The sequence below is a fragment of the Arthrobacter sp. AOP36-A1-22 genome, from assembly GCF_052377615.1.
Classification (GTDB): domain Bacteria; phylum Actinomycetota; class Actinomycetes; order Actinomycetales; family Micrococcaceae; genus Arthrobacter_H.
On the sequence record NZ_JBQSWX010000002.1, the window covers coordinates 55,475 to 71,250 of the forward strand.

Genomic DNA, 15,776 nt, shown 5'->3' on the forward strand with positions numbered 1-15,776 from the left:
AGGGCAGCGGAGCCCGTTCGGCAGGGAACGGACTCCGCTGAGCAGCGGCTGCGAGGGCGCCTGCCCCGTGGTGTCTAGTCCGCGGTCCTCAGGAATTCCACATGTTCCTCGTAGTGGTCGAGGCAGTCGTGGATCAGCTGGGTGTTGGAGAAGCCCATCACGTCGTAGTCCTGCCCGCCGGCGGACAGGTGGACCTCCAGCCGGGCGTATTGGTCCCTGCTCCCGACCATCCGGCCGCCGTAGGCCGGCACCGGAACGAGCTCGAATTGCACCCGGTAGACAAACGGGTCCGACGAGGCGTTGGTGGTCAGCTGTACTGCCGGCCTCTCGCCCTCTTCCACCGATACCCGGGCGGGCACGCCGCGCTCGTTGAGCTCTTTGGAGACCTCCTGCAAGGCAGGGAGCACCAGGTCCCGGAGATCTCGTCGAGCATCATCGGGGCTCACGAAGTTGGTGACCCTGGACAGTCGCGTCTTCCAGGTTTCGCGGCCTTCGAACCGTGCCGCCAGGATATGGGCCCGGGTGCCGGTGGTCGTATCGGCCCTGCGGCCCTCCACCCGCAACGCCTTCCACAGACTGATCATCACCAGGATCAAGACGATCGAGAACGGCAGGCCCATGATGATCGTGGCGTATTGCAGCGCGGTGATCCCGCCGACCAGAAGCATGCCCATCGTCAACAGGCCGGTGGTCCCGGCCCAGGTGATGCGCAACCAGGGGGCACAATCCTCCTGGACGCTCCGCAGGCGCGACGACAGGTTGCCCATGACCAGGGCGCCGGAGTCGGCGGAGGTGACATAGAACAGCAGGCCGACCAGGACTGCGACGGCAATGACCACCCCGGAGAGCGGGTACTGCTGCAGGAGGTTGAAGAAGCCCAGGCCGCTGCCCGATGCTGCCGTGTCGGCGAACTCCGTATCCCCGCCACGAACGCGGGACAGGGCGGCGTTTCCGAAGATCGATACCCACATCACGATGTAGCTGAAGGGAATGACCATGGTGCCGAGGACGAACTGGCGGATCGTCCGACCGCGCGAAATGCGGGCCAGGAACATGCCGACGAAGGAAGCCCAGGCGACCCACCAGGCCCAGAAGAACAACGTCCACAGCGACATCCATTCGTCGACGTCGTTGAAGGCGAAGGTCTGCAACGTCATGCCCGGGAACATGCTGATGAAGTCTCCGACGTTCATCACGATCGCATCAAGCAGGAAACGGGTGTTTCCGGTGACCAGGACCCAGCCGGCCAGCGCGATGGCCAGGATCACGTTGAGTTGGGAAAGGAAGCGAATGCCCTTGTCGACACCTGTGGTCGCCGAGATGGCTGCCATGATCACGGCCAGGACCACCAGTCCGACTTGCGCCGCCGTTCCGATGGCGATGCCGAAGATGATGTTGAGTCCGGCATTGAGCAGCACCACGCCGATGCCCAGGCTGGTCGCGACGCCGAAGATCGTCCCGAGGACGGTGGCGGTGTCCACGGCGTGACCGAGCACGCCGTTGATGCGTCGCCCGAAGAGCGGGAAGAGGGCCGAACGGACGGCGAGCGGCAGATTCAACCGGTAGGCGAAGTACCCCAGGGCCATGCCCATCAACGCGTACATGCCCCAACCGGTGATTCCGTAGTGGAACAGGGTCCAGAAGGTTCCTTCCCGCGCGGCATCAATGGTTTCGCCCTGGCCGACCGGCGGGTTCAGGTACTGCGAGACCGGCTCGGAGACGGAGAAGAACATCACGTCGGTGCCGATGCCTGCGGCGAAGAGCATCGCGGCCCAGGCGAACGTCGAATACTCGGGGCGGGAATCGTCGGGTCCCAGTCTGATGTGCCCGAACCGGGACATCCCCAGGTAGATCACGAAGACCAGGATGACGGTGGCCAGCAGGATGTAGAACCAGCCGAAACTGGTGGAGACGAAGGCGACCAGTTCACCGATGACTGCCTCGGCTTGATCCGGCGCGGACAGGGTCCAGATCGCGACGGCAAGGACCCCGACGAGCGAGGCGATGAAAACCGGCCACCTGACCGGCGCCGAACCCTTGGGCGGCTCACCACCGGATTCGCTGTCGGCCTGGTCTGCAGGTGCCGGATGTAGATCGCTCATCGCGTTTTTGGCGCTCCTCAAGTCGGGTTATTCGATGGATCACGCGCCCCATGGCCCGGAGATAGCCCGGGCCGACGCTTAGGACACGTTAACACGGGGCTTTGTCACATATCCACAAAACGGCATACGAGCGGTCCAAAACACGCCCATGCCTGCCGGGGCCGCCGGAGGCTAGACCAGCTCCAGGACGACCTTTCCTCGAGCCCGACGGGTCTGCACCTTTGCCAGGGCCTCCAGGGCCTCGTCGAACGGGTACACCCGCTCGAGTTCGAGGTGGACCCGTCCGGAGGCGATCCGGGTCATGAGTTCACCGAGCTCCGTCCGGACGTCGAGCTGGTAGGGGAGCCCGGTCAGGTGGGCCCCGCGCTCGGATACCAGCGGGTCACCGGAAATCGAGACCAGGGTCCCGCCGTCCCTGAGCACTGGCAGACTGTCCGCCGTCGTGCCGGGTTGGACTGCCATCACGGCCGAAACCCCTCCGGGCATCCAGGCCAGCACCTCTTCGCGCCATCGGGAGTCGTGGTAGTCGACGGCCTTTTCAACCCCGATCGACTGAAGGTAGCCGTGGTTGGCAGCCGATGCCGAGGCGGCGACCCGCAAGCCCCGCTGACGGGCCAGTTGGATGGCGAACGTGCCGATGGCCCCGGATCCGCCGGCGATAAAGAGTGACCCACCTGACGGGACATCGGCCACGGTGTGCAGCGCCTTCAACGCAGTGTTCCCGGCCACCGGAACAGCCGCTGCCGCAACGAAACTCATGCCCTGGGGTATCGGCAGGATCATTGATTCCGCCTTCACTGCGGTCCACTGGGCCCACGTGCCTCCGCCCGGCTGCATGGCGCTGACGAAGGACACGCGGTCGCCGACGGCATGGCTTGTGACGTCGTTGCCGACTTCCTCGACGACGCCGGCCGCCTCGATCCCGATGGGGTAGGGGTACTGGGCGTCCCCGGGCAGGAAATAGGAATCGTGGATCCCGACGCCAATGGCGTGCACACGCACCAGCAGTTCGTCGGAGCCGATCCGTGGAACCGGCACGCGGGCCGGTTCCACGGTCTGGGCATCACGATGTGGAAGGACGAAGGCCTTCATCGTGTTGATGTCCTGCATGTTCGACTCCTGTTTCTCCTCGTTCTCAGTCTTGGTGACCCGAGGATGGTGGTGTTGTGGGCGATGTCCCCGGCTGGGTCGCGCCGTCGCCCTCCAGGGTTCCGTCCTCGTCCTGACTCCTGTCGGGCACCGGGGTCTTGGGCGAGGGGTTCATGGCCACCGTGGTGCGCAACGGGGCGCCGCGCACGATGGCGATGGCGATGACAGAGACGGCGGCGATCATGGCGGCGATCATGAAGATCGGGCCGAACGCATCGGCGTAGGCATTGTGGAACACTTCCTGAACCGGTGCGGGCAACCCGCTGATATCCAGTTCGGTGTCCCCGCCTCCTGCTGACATGGCGCCGGCGGGAATGCCTAGCTTTTCGAGGCCTTCGGAGATGTTGGTGCTGACGCGGCTCGTCAACACGGCGCCAAGGATGGAGACGCCGATGGCCCCGCCCAAGGAGCGGAAGAAGGCGATGGCCGCTGAGGCCGCACCGACCTCGGTGACGTCGACCGTGTTCTGCACGGCCAGCACGACGTTCTGGACCAGAGTGCCGATGCCCAGACCCATGAGGGCCATGAAGATCGCGACGTAGAGGTAGGAGGTGTCGTGGTTGATGGTGCCCAAACCGACGAGGCCGATGAGCATGATGACGCTGCCGATCATCATCACCGGCTTCCACCGTCCGATCCGCGTGACGATGAGTCCGCCGATCATGGCTGAGAGCGTCTGGCCGAGGATCATCGGAATGGTCATCAGGCCAGCAGCTGTGGGCGTGCGCCCGTCACCGAGCTGGAAGTACTGGGTCAGGAACACGCCGGAACCGAACATGCCGACACCGGCACCGACGCTGGCGACGATCATCCACGCAGCAGTGGGGTTGCGCAGCACCCGGATGGGGATTATCGGCTCGGGGGCCCGCAACTCGACGATCACCGCCAAGACGGCGGCGATGAGGAAGGCGGCCAAGAAGACGCCGGACTCCCAGGAGATCCAGTCATACTCGCTCCCGGCGAAGGTCACCCAGAGCATCGGAATGGCGGCCGATACGGAGACCAGGATGGCGCCGAGGTAGTCGATGCTGAGGTTGGCACGCTTGATGGTCGGCAGATGGAGCTTGAGTTGAAGCAGGATCAACGCGACGACGGCCAAGGGGACGCTGACGAAGAAGGTCCAGCGCCAGTTCAGGGAATCGGTGATGACCCCACCGATCAGCGGCCCGGACACCGTGGCCACGGCCATGACGGCACCCATGTAGCCGGCGTAGCGTCCACGTTCACGAGGGGCAATGATGGAGGCCATGATCGACTGCACCAGCGCCATGAGCCCGCCCATGGCCACGCCCTGGACCGCGCGAGCGGTCATCATCAAGGTGATGGTCGTGGAGAGTCCGGCGGCGATGGAGCCTGCCACGAACATGATGATCGCGATCTGCGCCAGGGTCTTTTTGTTGAAGAGGTCCGAGAGTTTGCCCCAGATCGGGGTGGCGATTGTCATCGCCAGCAGGCTGGCGGTGATGACCCAGGTGTACTGACGCTGGGTGCCGTCCAAATCGGCCATGATGGTGGGCAGTGCTGTGGACACGATGGTGGTGGAGATCATCGCGGTGAAAAGTGCGGCGAGCAGACCGGTCATCACCTGGAGGATTTCGCGATGCGAATACTCCCGTGGTTCTTCGGTGTTGATTGCTGCGGTGGTGGAGGTGGAGGACGTCATCCCATCAACTCGCTTCCGGTGTCGGAGGTGGTTAGCTTGTCGGCCCCGTGGGGTCCATGAAGTTCGGGGTCCCTGGTGATTTCTTCCAGGTGCAGGTTCAGGCGTTGCAGGAGGTTGATGGCCTGTTCGGCGTCCTCCGTGGACCAGTCGGTCAGGGAGGCGGCGAACCGGCGTACGGCGTGCGTTTCACTGTCGGTGAGCTTCGTTCGCCCGTGGTCGGTGATGGAGATGAGCTGGGCCCGGGCGTCCTCGGGATCGGGGCGGCGCCCGACCAGTCCGTCGGCTTCCAGACAGTCCACGGCCCGCGAGGCCACGGGTGCCGAGACGAAAAGCTGGGACGCCAGCTCACCCAAACGGGCGTCACGGTGGCGCAGATGCTGCAGGAATCCGAACCTGGTCCCCGTGAAGCTCTGGTCCTTATTGCGTTGGCCGGCCAGGCGGAAAGTCCGACTGGTCTGCACCATTTCCGAGAGGATCTTGCCGGCTTCTTGGTCATTGATCACTATTGGCTCCTTGCGTTGCTACCGGACCACGATAACTTACTTGTTTAGGGTAAGCAAACAAGTTGCCGCGTCGGAAAATGCTGGCACAAAGCCCTGGAAGGGAGGGCCCCGGCTACTTCCCGAAGCCGCGCAGACGCAGGCTGTTCAGGACCACCAGCACCGAGCTGGCCGCCATGGCACCGCCGGCGATCATGGGGTTGAGCAGCCCCAGGGCGGCGACCGGGATGCCGATCGTGTTGTAGAGGAACGCCCAGAACAGGTTCGTCCTGATGATGCCCAGCGTTCTGCGGGAGAGCTCGATCGCCTGCGGGATCTGGGCCAGGTCGTTGCCCATCACGGTGATGTCCGCCGCTTCGATGGCCACGTCGGTTCCCGAGCCCATGGCCAGTCCCAGGTCCGCCCGGGCCAGGGCCGGGGCGTCGTTGACGCCGTCGCCGACCATCGCCACCACGGCGCCGGTGGCCTGCATTTCGGCCACCTTGTCGACCTTGCCCGCCGGCAGGACCCCGGCGAAGACGTCGGCCGGGTCGATGCCGACCGAGGTGGCCACCTGGGCGGCCACCTCCTGGTTGTCCCCGGTCAGGAGCATGGGTCGCAAGCCGAGGAAGCGCAGGCGTTTGATCGCTGCCGGGGAGGATTCGCGGACGGTGTCGCGCAGCCCGATCACTCCGATGGCGGAGCTGTCCACGGCCACCAGCACCGCCGTCGTGCCTTGTTTCCGGGCCGAGGACAGGGCGGTGAGCGAGGCGGCGTCGGGCGCGGTCCCGTTGTCCTCCAGCCAGGCGGGTGAACCCACGACCACGACGGAGGAACCCACGGTGGCGCGGACCCCGCCTCCGGGGGAGGAGGTGAAGGCGGAGATGGTGCCGGTGGCGCGGCCGGCCGCGGTGATGGCCTGGGCGATCGGATGCTCGGACCCGGATTCGGCGGCCCCGGCGAAGGCGAGGATGGTTTCCCGGTCGACGTCGGCGGTGGCGATCACGTCGGCCAAGGCCAGCCGGCCTTCGGTGACGGTTCCCGTCTTGTCCAGCAGGACGGTATCGACCCGGCGGGTGTCCTCCAGGACCTGGGGCCCGCGGATGAGGATGCCCAGCTGTGCACCCCGTCCGGTACCCACGAGCAGGCCGATGGGGGTGGCCAGACCCAGGGCGCAGGGGCAGGCGATGACCAGGACGGATACCGCCGCGGTGAAGGCCGACTGGAGGTCCACGGACAGGGTGAACCACAGGATGAACGTGACCACGGCGATGGCCAGCACGATCGGGACGAATACCGCCGAGATCCGGTCGGCCAGCCGGGCGATCGGCGCCTTGCCGGTCTGGGCATCGGAGACCATCCGGCCCATCTGGGCCAGCGTCGTCTCCGCGCCGACCCGGGTGGCCCGGACCAGCAGCCGGCCCGAGGTGTTGATGGTGGCGCCGGTGACGGTGTCCTCGGGGCCGACGTCGGTGGGGGCGGATTCACCGGTGATCAGCGAGGTGTCGATGGCCGATTCCCCCTCGAGGATGTAGCCGTCGGTGGCGATCTTCTCCCCGGGGCGCACGACGATCTCATCGCCGGGGACCAGATCCGAGGCGGGGATGCGCACTTCGGCACCGTCGCGCAGCACGGTGGCGTCCTTGGCGCCCAGGCTCAGCAGCGACTGCAGGGCATCGCCCGCGGTGGTCTTGGCGCGGGCCTCGAGCCACCGGCCCAGCAGTAGGAAGGTGGCCACGACGCCGGCCGTTTCGAAGTAGAGCTGGTGGTCGGACATGCCCATCCCGGTCTCGGCGGTCATGGCCGGGTCCAGGAGCAGCTGCCACAGGGAGAAGAGATAGGCGGCCAGCACGCCGATGGAGACCAGGGTGTCCATGGTGGAGGAGAAGTGCCGGGCGCTGACCGCCGCGGCCCGGTGGAACGGCCAGGCCGACCACCAGGTCACCGGGGTCGCCAAGGCCAGGGCCACCCAGCCCCAATGGGGGAACTGCAGGGCGGGGACCATGGAGATCAGGAACAGCGGAATGGTGAAGATCGCCCCGCCGATCAGTCGCGGGCGCAGGTCCTCGGCGCTTCCGCCGTGGTTCAGGTGGTCGTCGGCTTCGCCGGGGTCGCCCGGGTGGTCCTGCGCAGCGGCCCCGGGGTGGTGGTGTGGATCCTGCCTGACCGAGGCGCCGTAGCCGGCGGCCTCGACCGCTGTGAGCAGGTCCGCGTCGCTGACCGAGGCCGGGGCGGTGACCCGCGCTGATTCCAGCGGCAGGTTCACGCTGGCTTCCACGCCCTCGATCTTGCCCAGCTTGCGCTCGATCCGTGAGACGCACGAGGCGCAACTCATCCCCTGGATGTCCAGGTCCAGGACCCGGGCTTCAGCGGTGGTGCGGTCGACGTGCTGTTCCATGGTGATGCTCCTGGCGGGGACGACTTAGGTGTTCGTGGGGACGAGGGCGTAGCCGGCCTCGGTGACGGCCTCCTGGAGGCTCGCTTCACCGAGCGGCCCGGTGGACTCGATGCGTGCGGTGGAGACTCCTCCGGCGACGAGATCGACCTCGACGCCGGTGATGCCCTCGATCTCCGAGAGTTCCTCGGTGACGGAGGCGACGCAGTGGGTGCAGGTCATGCCCGTGATGCTGATGGTGGTGCTCACTTATGCTCCTGTTCGGGGGTCAGCGGAGGAGGCGGCCGATAGCGGCCGAGGCCTCGCGGACCTTGTCGTTGACGATTTCCGGGTCACCGGTCTCCAGCGAATCCTGGGCGGCCCCGACGACGCAATGGCCGATGTGCTCCTCGACCAGGCCGAGGCTGACCTTGTGCAGTGCCGCGTTGATCGCCGAGATCTGGGTGAGGATATCGATGCAGTACTTTTCTTCGTCCACCATCCGTGCGATCCCGCGGACCTGCCCTTCGACGCGGCCCAGCCGCTTGAGCAGGGCCTGTTTATCGGCGGTGTAGCCGTGCTCGCGATGTTCGTCTGCTGGCTGGCCAGCGGTCGGCAAGGTGGTGTCCATGACGCCAAGTTATACCCCCCTAGGGTATCTGGTCAAGTACCCCATAGGGGTATGGGGACCCGGGGTGACGGCGGTGCATGGACGCCGGGGTGTCCAGGATCGCGGTGCCGCGTCGTGCGGAGTGGGACCGCAAACGAGCCGCCAGGCATTGCTATGCTGACCTGCGTGACATCCACCCAGCTTTCGGTCCGCCAGATTCCCGCAGCCGACCACCTCGCGCACCTTGCTTCATTTCCAGAGACCAGCTTCATGCAGCTCCCGGCCTGGGCCGGGGTCAAGAGCGAATGGCGCGCCGAGTACCTCGGCTGGTTTGATCCACAGGGCGCCCTGCGGGCGTCGGTGCAGGTGCTGCACCGCCCGGTCCCGGTCCTGAAGTACACCTTGGCCTACCTGCCCGAGGGGCCCGTTGCCGATTGGTCCGTACTGGATCCGACGGATATCACCACGCCGATGCTGGCCCATTTCAAGGCCAGCCGGGTGTTCCTGGTCCGCATGGGCCCGCCGGTGATCACCCGGAGCTGGGGGACGGCCGCCGTCCGGAAGGCCCTCGCAGCCGGCGGATATTCATTGGTGACCGAGCTCGAACCTCTGCAGGTCGATGACCGGGCCGCCGCGCTCGCCGAGCAGTTGCGCGGACTGGGCTGGACCAAGCAGGAGGTCAGCGAGGACTTCACCGCCGGACAGCCCGAGTTCTCGGGACGGATCCCGTTGATCTCAGCCGACGGCCAGGCGCTGGACCTCGACGGGGTGCTGGCCCAGATGAACCAGAACTCCCGGCGGCAGGCCCGCAAGGCGGCCGCCGGTCCGCTGGAGATCCAGGTCGGGGGGATCGCCGACATCGAACGGTTCCACGCGTTGTCCCAGGAAACAGCCGAACGTGATGGTTTCACCGGGCGTCCGGCGAGCTACTTCACCACCATGATGAAGGCCCTGAACGCCCACGCGCCAGGCACCTTCACGGTCTACTTCGCCGTCCACGAGGGGCGGGACCTGGCTGCGGCCATCCGGGTCCGCACCGGACAGGGTGCCTGGTACACCTATGGGGCCTCCTCGAGCGCGGAGCGCAAACTCTATGCCCCCAAGGCGCTGATCCACCGCATGATCACCGATTCGCTGGCGGAAGGATGCACGTTCCTGGACCTCGGCGGGGTCTCTGCGACGCTGGACAACGAACACCACCTGGCCGGCCTGACGCAGTTCAAGACCACCCTGGGCTGTGATGTGGTGCAGACGCTGGGGGAGTGGGACTACCCGCTGAACAAGGCAGTGGCCGCGGCGTTCAATCTTTATATGCGCCTGCGCGACCGGGGCTGAGCCTCCGCCGCTGCCGAGGGGGTACCGCCCGCCGGAGTTCGGGCATATGGTGGCGCCATAGCGACCGAGACCTGGAGGCAGCAATGGGCGATTACCGTGCATACACCGATGCGGAGAAGGCCGCCTACGTGGCTCCGGCCTGTGATTCCTGCGGCCAGCATCGACATGTCGTCTGGGAGGACACCGGATCGGCCGAGGCGCACTGGATCCGCAGGGATGCGGGGTGCTCCAACGAGGCCTGCACCGCCTGAGCTACCCGCTCCGGGCAGCGGCTCCACCGTTCGCGGACGGTGGAATTCCTTCCGGCGGTGATCAGCCGTCGCATTCCTTGCAGATCATCATGCCGTCCTTCTCGCGGGACAGCTGAGACCGGTAGCGAACCAGGAAGCACTCACCACAGGTGAACTCGTCCTGGGCCTGTGGACGCACCTGGACGACGAGCTCCTCGTCGATGATGGCTCCGGGCAGTTCGTCGCCATCAAGGGGCTCTTCCTCGTCCAGCTCCTCGACCGCGGTCTTCTTGTTGGGCGCGTCAATCTGCTTGACCTGCTTGAGGGTTTCCTCGTCACGTTCGGCAACGTCGGGACGGACCTCATCGTATTCAACAGCCATGTGTTTCTCCTGAGCATTCAACGGATCGAAAGCGACATGGTAGGCGACGGGAAGTGGCCGACACAAGCCGGGTTTCATGGGCAGGGGTCTCGGCGGGGACGTGGGTGGTCCCCCCGGGTCCTGCCGCCGGCGGCCTGCGGTGCAGGCTGCCGGCGGCAGGATCAGACGCCTGCCGGTTCCGGGACCTTTTCGGACTCCTCGGGCGTCGCCTCGAACAGGGGGCGACGACGAATGGTCAGGGTGACGGCACCGGCGGCCACGGCGGCCAGCGCGCCGATCAGGAAGCACAGGCTGAAGGCGTCCTGCGTGGGGACCGGGGTGGTCCCCGGGGACAGCGTGACCGAATTGCTGGTCAGGACGATGGCCATCACCGCGGCGGCGCTGGTGGTGCCGATGGAGCGCATCAGGGCATTGACGCCCACCCCGGATCCGGCCTCGGCGGCCGGCAGGTTGTCCATGACGAGCATCGGCATCGCCGCGTAACCGATGCCGATGCCGGCGCAGGCGATGCAGGAGGCGAGCATGAGCTGCCAGGGGGCGTCGGTGAGCAGGAACGCGAAGCCGTAGCCGGCGGCCATGACGAAGGCCCCCAGGGCCAGCGTCGTGCGCCCGCCGAACCGCGTCATCAACCCGGCCGAGATCGGTGAGAACAGCAGCATCATCAGTCCGCCCGGTGCCATCCAGAGGCCCGCTTCCAGGACGCTCTGGCCCAGGCCGAAGCCGGTGGAGGAGGGCATCTCGAGCAGCTGCGGGATCACGATGGACTGGGCCATCATGCCGAAGCCCATCAGGACCGCGGCGATGTTCGTGAGCAGGACCGGGCGGCGGGCCGTGGAGCGTAGATCCACCAGCGGTTCGTCATGCCGGAGTTCGTAGACCCCCCCACAACGCCAGCACCAGCAGGCCGCCGACGATCGCGCCGAGGGTTCCGATGGAGAGCCAGCCCCAGTCGTTGCCCTTCGAGACGCCGACCAGGATGCCGACGATGCCTGCCGCCAGACCCAGGGCGCCGATGGCGTCGAAGGTGGCGGGGTGCTGGATGGCCCGGTGGGGCAACGCCGTGGCGGAGAGCACGGTGACCACGAGGCCCAGTCCGGCCGTCAGCCAGAAGAGGGCGTGCCAGTTGTATTCCTGCGAGATCCACGCGGCTAGGGGCAGGCCGAGGGCGCCCCCGACGCCCAGGGTCGCGCTGATCCCGGCCACCGCGGCATTCCTCATCCGGGGAGCCGAGAGTTCGCGGGCGAAGCTGATGGCCACCGGGATGTATCCCATGGCCAGTCCCTGCAGGACCCGGCCGATGACCACGAGGATGAAGGCGTTGGAAACGGCGGCCACGAGCGAGCCGAGCAGCAAGGTGAGCGCGGAGACCACCAGAACGGGTTTCCTGCCCTTGATGTCGGCCAGGCGGCCGGCCACCGGCATGGCGACGGCCCCGCCCAGGAGCGTGGCGGTGACGACCCAGGCGGCGTTGCTCCCGGAGGTGTCCAGCAAGGCGGGCAGGTCCGGCTGGATCGGGATGACCAGCGACTGTGTGAGGGCCGCACAGAGGCTCGAGAAGCCGAGCACGACGACCGCCAGCAGGGGATGCCGGGCCATGCCCGAGGATTCTTCCTGGGGGGTGTTGACGGTGGACGTTGATTCTTCCATGTACTTCTTTCGTTGCGTGGGCCCGACCCCACCTGGGTGTGTAAGTTACATAAGCTAAGATATGTAGAATACACATGTTGGAAGAGGTGTACCTAATCGACACGATGCGGAGATGAGAATGGGTGACCGGTGGCCACTGCCCGAGGCGGGCGGCGTATCGCGGGCCCGACTGCTGGCCAGTTATCTCGCGAGCCTTGATCTGCAACGCCGGGCCCTGGAGGCCCAGCTGCATTTGAGCACCTCCGAATTGCGCATCCTGTGGCTGTTTTCCGACGGCCGGCATCGGACCCTGCGTGAGATTGCCGACAGCCTCCGGCTGGAGCAATCCACCGTGAACCGTCAGGTCAACGCGGCGCATGCCGCTGGACTGCTGGGACGTTCACGCCCGGAAGGAGGGAACGCCTACGTCTTCTTCTCGGCCCCCGCGGGCGTGGCGGCCTTCGAGGAGGACCTGGTCACGAGCCTGGGCGCCTACGAAACAGCACTGCAGCAGCTGGGACCCGACGATGCCGCCACCTTCCTGCAGACCTTGCGTCGGTTTCTCGACGTGTACCCCGAGGCGCCCGAGGACCCCGACGGGGGTTCCACGCCGTAGGGTCCCCTCGGCATCCGCGCCGCTATCCAAGGTCGGGGACGTGACCTAGACTGTGTGTCATGGGCCACATCCGTGGTTCTGGTCCCCGGTGCCCGTGGCGAGGGCGGACCGCCGCGCACCTTCACAGTCAGGGTGGTATTGCCTCATGGCCTGGACGTCACCGGCATCGCCGGGATGGCAACGCTCCGCGGAGCGCGCCCACGCCCGGTTGTCCTCGGGGCAACCCCTGCCCGCGGGGGTGCAGGACCCCGGGTTCCCCCGGCTGCGTCCGGTCGTCCATGACTCATGGATCCGTTCGTTGGGTTTCCACGACGACCCCTCCGGGGCCGCCGCCCGCCACGGGTTGAGCGATCCTCAGCTCGCCGATGTCCGACGCAGCCACCCGCTGGTCTCGCTCATGCCCGTCTTCGACCGCCTGCTGGTCCAGCCGGCGAAGGACACGGGACTGCTCGTCGCCGTGGGGGACGACGCCGGGCACCTCCTCTGGGTCGAAGGCGACACCTCGGTGCGCAACGCCGCCGAACGGATGGACTTCGTCCCCGGAGCCGATTGGTCCGAACGCTCCGTCGGGACCTCGGCCCCCGGCACGGCCCTGGTCACCGGGACCGGCGTGCAGGTCAGCGGGGCGGAGCACTTCAGCCCGGAGGCGCACCGCTGGAGCTGCTCCGCGGTCCCCATCCATTGCCCGGTGACCGGCCGACTGCTCGGCGTGGTCGATCTGACGGGCCACGACGACGCGGTGGCCAGCCACTCGTTGACGCTGCTGCGGGCGGCGGTCGCCGCCGCCGAAGCGCAGTTGCACGTCGACGCCCTCCAGGCCGCCGCCCGCGGTCATCAACTCGTGCTGCCGTCCCCGCGGGCCTCCTCGCCCGCGACCCGGCTGCAGGTCCTGGGCTCCGCGGCCGGAACCCTCGATGGTGCGGCACCAGCCAGGGTGCTGGGCGGTCGCCACGCCGAAATCCTGACCCTGCTGGGCTGGAACCGCGGTGGGCTGGGTGCCTCCGAACTCGCCGACCTGCTGTTCGGGGACGTCGGACAACTAGTCAGTGTCCGGGCCGAAATGGCCCGACTGCGCAAGGCGTTGGGACCCGAGGCGGGACGGATCGGGTTGGAGTCGCGTCCCTACCGCATCGGCCCCGCCGTCACGGTCGATGCCCGGGACGTCCTGCGCCATCTCGGGGCGGGGCGCCATCGGCAGGCCCTGGCGGCCTACACCGGTCCGGTCCTGCCCCGCTCCGAGGCGCCCGGGATCATCGACATCCGCGGCGAGGTGGCCGGCGCCCTGCGCGAGTCGATGCTCAATGATGCCGATCCCGACACGTTGCTCGACTACCTCGAATTGCCGGAGGCCGGCACCGACGTCGAGGGCCTGCGCACCGCCCTGCAGGTCCTTCCCGCGCGCTCACCGCACCGATCGGTCGTGGTGGCCCGGCTGCAGCGGCTGGACGCGGAACTGGCCTGACCTTCGGCCGTGGCCGGTCGGCGATGCAACGTCGATGCAACCCCTGACCACGTACCGTGATCCACATCACGCGGAATCCGCCATCGCGGCTCCGGGCCGCTCGGCCCGGCAATGCCAGCGGTGGCCAACAAAGGAGTTGTCATGACCGTTTACGCCACCCCCGGAACCGATGGGGCACTACTGGATTTCAAGCCGCGCTACGAGCACTACATCGGCGGTGAATGGAAGGCCCCCGTGAAGGGCGAATACTTCGAGAACATCACCCCCATCACCGGCAAGGTCTTCTGCGAGGTCGGCCGCGGCACGTCCGAGGACATCGAGGCGGCCATCGATGCCGCCGAAGGCGCGGCACCGGCCTGGGGCAGGACCAGTGCCGCCGAGCGGGCGGGCGTACTGAACCGGATCGCCGACCGCATCGAGGAGAACCTCGAGATGCTTGCCGTCGCCGAGACCTGGGACAACGGCAAGGCCATCCGCGAGTGCCTTAATGCTGATCTGCCGTTGGCAGCCGACCACTACCGCTACTACGCTGGGGCCATCCGCGCGCAGGAGGGGCGGCTCTCGCAAATCGACGAGAACACCGTCGCCTACCACTTCAACGAGCCGCTCGGCGTGGTCGGACAGATCATTCCCTGGAACTTCCCGATCCTGATGGCTACCTGGAAACTGGCACCCGCGTTGGCCGCGGGCAACGCAGTCGTCCTCAAGCCCGCCGAGCAGACCCCGGTGTCGATTCTGGTGTTGATGGAGCTGATCGGGGACCTGCTTCCACCGGGAGTGCTCAATGTGGTCAACGGATTCGGCACCGAGGCCGGCAAGCCACTGGCGTCGAATAAGCGCATCCGCAAGATCGCGTTCACCGGTGAGACCACCACCGGCCGGCTGATCATGCAGTACGCCTCGCAGAACCTCATTCCCGTCACCCTTGAGCTGGGGGGAAAGAGCCCGAATATCTTCTTCGAGGACATTGCCGCGCAGAACGACGCGTTCTACGACAAGGCACAGGAAGGGTTCACCATGTTCGCGCTGAACCAGGGCGAGGTCTGCACCTGCCCCTCCCGCGCCCTGGTGCAGGACTCGATCTACGACCGGTTCATGGGCGACGTCACCGCACGGACAGAAGCCATCAAGCAGGGACACCCGCTGGATACGGACACGATGATGGGCGCCCAGGTCTCTAACGACCAGATGGAGAAGATCTTGTCCTACATCGACATCGGCAAGCAGGAAGGCGCCCAGATCCTCACCGGTGGAGGCCGTGCCGACCTCGGAGGCGAACTCTCCGGAGGCTACTACGTCCAACCGACGATCTTCGCCGGGGACAACTCGATGCGGATCTTCCAGGAGGAGATCTTCGGGCCAGTCGTCTCCGTGGCCCGTTTTAGTGGCTATGACGATGCGCTGAAGACCGCCAACGACACCCTCTATGGTCTCGGTGCCGGGGTGTGGACCCGCGACGGAGCCACCGGCTACCGTGCGGGGCGCGAGATCCAGGCCGGCCGGGTCTGGGTGAACAACTACCACGCCTACCCGGCCCACGCGGCGTTCGGTGGCTATAAGTCCTCGGGCATCGGGCGCGAGAACCACCTGATGATGCTGGACCACTACCAGCAGACCAAGAACCTGCTGGTCTCCTACGCGCAGGAAAAGCAGGGGTTCTTCTAAACCATTTATTGCCCCAACCGCAGTCCACGGGTTCCGGCACCGACGCCGGAACCCGCGAACCCCGAACCCCGAAAGAGCAGGAA

At 66.8% G+C, this 15,776-nt stretch carries 14 protein-coding genes and 1 pseudogene; 5 read left to right on the forward strand and 10 right to left on the reverse strand.

Going from position 1 to position 15,776, the window contains the following annotated elements:
• Positions 1-74: 74 nt before the first annotated feature.
• From betT to ACT3S2_RS01590, 7 genes are all read right to left on the reverse strand, one after another.
• Positions 75-2,102 (reverse strand): choline BCCT transporter BetT, encoded by a 2,028-nt coding sequence (gene betT, locus ACT3S2_RS01560; RefSeq protein ID WP_444554783.1) that lies wholly within the window; start codon positions 2,100-2,102, stop codon positions 75-77.
• 171 nt (positions 2,103-2,273) lie between these two features.
• Positions 2,274-3,212 carry an NADP-dependent oxidoreductase gene (locus ACT3S2_RS01565; protein WP_444554782.1) on the reverse strand — a complete coding sequence of 313 codons (939 nt, stop codon included), beginning with the start codon at positions 3,210-3,212 and terminating at the stop codon, positions 2,274-2,276.
• Between the two features lie 25 nt (positions 3,213-3,237).
• Positions 3,238-4,914: an MDR family MFS transporter gene (locus tag ACT3S2_RS01570; RefSeq protein WP_444554781.1), complete on the reverse strand. Its 1,677-nt coding sequence runs from the start codon at positions 4,912-4,914 to the stop codon at positions 3,238-3,240.
• On the reverse strand, positions 4,911-5,417 hold the full coding sequence (locus ACT3S2_RS01575) for a MarR family winged helix-turn-helix transcriptional regulator (protein ID WP_444554780.1): 507 nt from the start codon (positions 5,415-5,417) through the stop codon (positions 4,911-4,913). The genes ACT3S2_RS01570 and ACT3S2_RS01575 overlap by 4 nt, the downstream gene beginning before the upstream one ends.
• A 112-nt stretch (positions 5,418-5,529) precedes the next feature.
• On the reverse strand, positions 5,530-7,791 hold the full coding sequence (locus ACT3S2_RS01580) for a heavy metal translocating P-type ATPase (RefSeq protein WP_444554779.1): 2,262 nt from the start codon (positions 7,789-7,791) through the stop codon (positions 5,530-5,532).
• Between the two features lie 24 nt (positions 7,792-7,815).
• Positions 7,816-8,037: a heavy-metal-associated domain-containing protein gene (locus ACT3S2_RS01585; protein ID WP_444554778.1), complete on the reverse strand. Its 222-nt coding sequence runs from the start codon at positions 8,035-8,037 to the stop codon at positions 7,816-7,818.
• Positions 8,038-8,056: 19 nt separating this feature from the next.
• Positions 8,057-8,398 carry a metal-sensitive transcriptional regulator gene (locus ACT3S2_RS01590; protein WP_444554777.1) on the reverse strand — a complete coding sequence of 114 codons (342 nt, stop codon included), beginning with the start codon at positions 8,396-8,398 and terminating at the stop codon, positions 8,057-8,059.
• Positions 8,399-8,563: 165 nt separating this feature from the next.
• Between ACT3S2_RS01590 and ACT3S2_RS01595 the strand changes: the two genes are divergently transcribed.
• Together ACT3S2_RS01595 and ACT3S2_RS01600 are read left to right on the forward strand one after the other, a co-directional pair.
• A complete protein-coding gene (locus ACT3S2_RS01595; protein WP_444554776.1) occupies positions 8,564-9,712 on the forward strand; it encodes a lipid II:glycine glycyltransferase FemX in 1,149 nt (382 codons plus the stop codon).
• A gap of 83 nt (positions 9,713-9,795) precedes the next feature.
• On the forward strand, positions 9,796-9,963 hold the full coding sequence (locus ACT3S2_RS01600; RefSeq protein ID WP_444554775.1) for a hypothetical protein: 168 nt from the start codon (positions 9,796-9,798) through the stop codon (positions 9,961-9,963).
• Positions 9,964-10,024: 61 nt separating this feature from the next.
• Here ACT3S2_RS01600 and ACT3S2_RS01605 read toward each other — a convergent pair whose 3' ends face one another.
• The 3 genes and pseudogenes from ACT3S2_RS01605 to ACT3S2_RS01615 all read right to left on the reverse strand — a co-directional run bounded on the left by ACT3S2_RS01605 (position 10,025) and on the right by ACT3S2_RS01615 (position 11,971).
• On the reverse strand, positions 10,025-10,324 hold the full coding sequence (locus tag ACT3S2_RS01605; RefSeq protein ID WP_444554774.1) for a DUF4193 family protein: 300 nt from the start codon (positions 10,322-10,324) through the stop codon (positions 10,025-10,027).
• Positions 10,325-10,485: 161 nt separating this feature from the next.
• Positions 10,486-11,178: pseudogene (locus ACT3S2_RS01610) on the reverse strand (MFS transporter); the annotation flags it as partial.
• 4 nt (positions 11,179-11,182) lie between these two features.
• Positions 11,183-11,971 carry an MFS transporter gene (locus ACT3S2_RS01615; RefSeq protein WP_444554773.1) on the reverse strand — a complete coding sequence of 263 codons (789 nt, stop codon included), beginning with the start codon at positions 11,969-11,971 and terminating at the stop codon, positions 11,183-11,185.
• Positions 11,972-12,083: 112 nt separating this feature from the next.
• Between ACT3S2_RS01615 and ACT3S2_RS01620 the strand changes: the two genes are divergently transcribed.
• The 3 genes from ACT3S2_RS01620 to exaC all read left to right on the forward strand — a co-directional run bounded on the left by ACT3S2_RS01620 (position 12,084) and on the right by exaC (position 15,693).
• The gene (locus tag ACT3S2_RS01620; RefSeq protein ID WP_444554772.1) at positions 12,084-12,566 is read left to right on the forward strand and encodes a MarR family winged helix-turn-helix transcriptional regulator; all 483 of its coding nucleotides are present in this window, start codon (positions 12,084-12,086) and stop codon (positions 12,564-12,566) included.
• A 145-nt stretch (positions 12,567-12,711) separates the two neighbouring features.
• Positions 12,712-14,028, forward strand: coding sequence for a GAF domain-containing protein (locus tag ACT3S2_RS01625; RefSeq protein WP_444554771.1), 1,317 nt, complete (start codon positions 12,712-12,714; stop codon positions 14,026-14,028).
• A gap of 141 nt (positions 14,029-14,169) precedes the next feature.
• Complete coding sequence (gene exaC, locus ACT3S2_RS01630; RefSeq protein ID WP_444554770.1) at positions 14,170-15,693, forward strand: acetaldehyde dehydrogenase ExaC; 1,524 nt, start codon at positions 14,170-14,172, stop codon at positions 15,691-15,693.
• Positions 15,694-15,776 lie beyond the last annotated feature (83 nt).

Coding starts and splice junctions, on each gene's coding strand:
- ACT3S2_RS01565 (WP_444554782.1), bottom strand. CDS start 3,212: ATGCAGGACATCAACACGATGAAGGCCTTCGTCCTTCCACATCGTGAT.
- betT (WP_444554783.1), bottom strand. CDS start 2,102: ATGAGCGATCTACATCCGGCACCTGCAGACCAGGCCGACAGCGAATCC.
- ACT3S2_RS01620 (WP_444554772.1), top strand. CDS start 12,084: ATGAGAATGGGTGACCGGTGGCCACTGCCCGAGGCGGGCGGCGTATCG.
- ACT3S2_RS01600 (WP_444554775.1), top strand. CDS start 9,796: ATGGGCGATTACCGTGCATACACCGATGCGGAGAAGGCCGCCTACGTG.
- exaC (WP_444554770.1), top strand. CDS start 14,170: ATGACCGTTTACGCCACCCCCGGAACCGATGGGGCACTACTGGATTTC.
- ACT3S2_RS01615 (WP_444554773.1), bottom strand. CDS start 11,971: ATGGAAGAATCAACGTCCACCGTCAACACCCCCCAGGAAGAATCCTCG.
- ACT3S2_RS01625 (WP_444554771.1), top strand. CDS start 12,712: ATGGCCTGGACGTCACCGGCATCGCCGGGATGGCAACGCTCCGCGGAG.
- ACT3S2_RS01570 (WP_444554781.1), bottom strand. CDS start 4,914: ATGACGTCCTCCACCTCCACCACCGCAGCAATCAACACCGAAGAACCA.
- ACT3S2_RS01580 (WP_444554779.1), bottom strand. CDS start 7,791: ATGGAACAGCACGTCGACCGCACCACCGCTGAAGCCCGGGTCCTGGAC.
- ACT3S2_RS01605 (WP_444554774.1), bottom strand. CDS start 10,324: ATGGCTGTTGAATACGATGAGGTCCGTCCCGACGTTGCCGAACGTGAC.
- ACT3S2_RS01590 (WP_444554777.1), bottom strand. CDS start 8,398: ATGGACACCACCTTGCCGACCGCTGGCCAGCCAGCAGACGAACATCGC.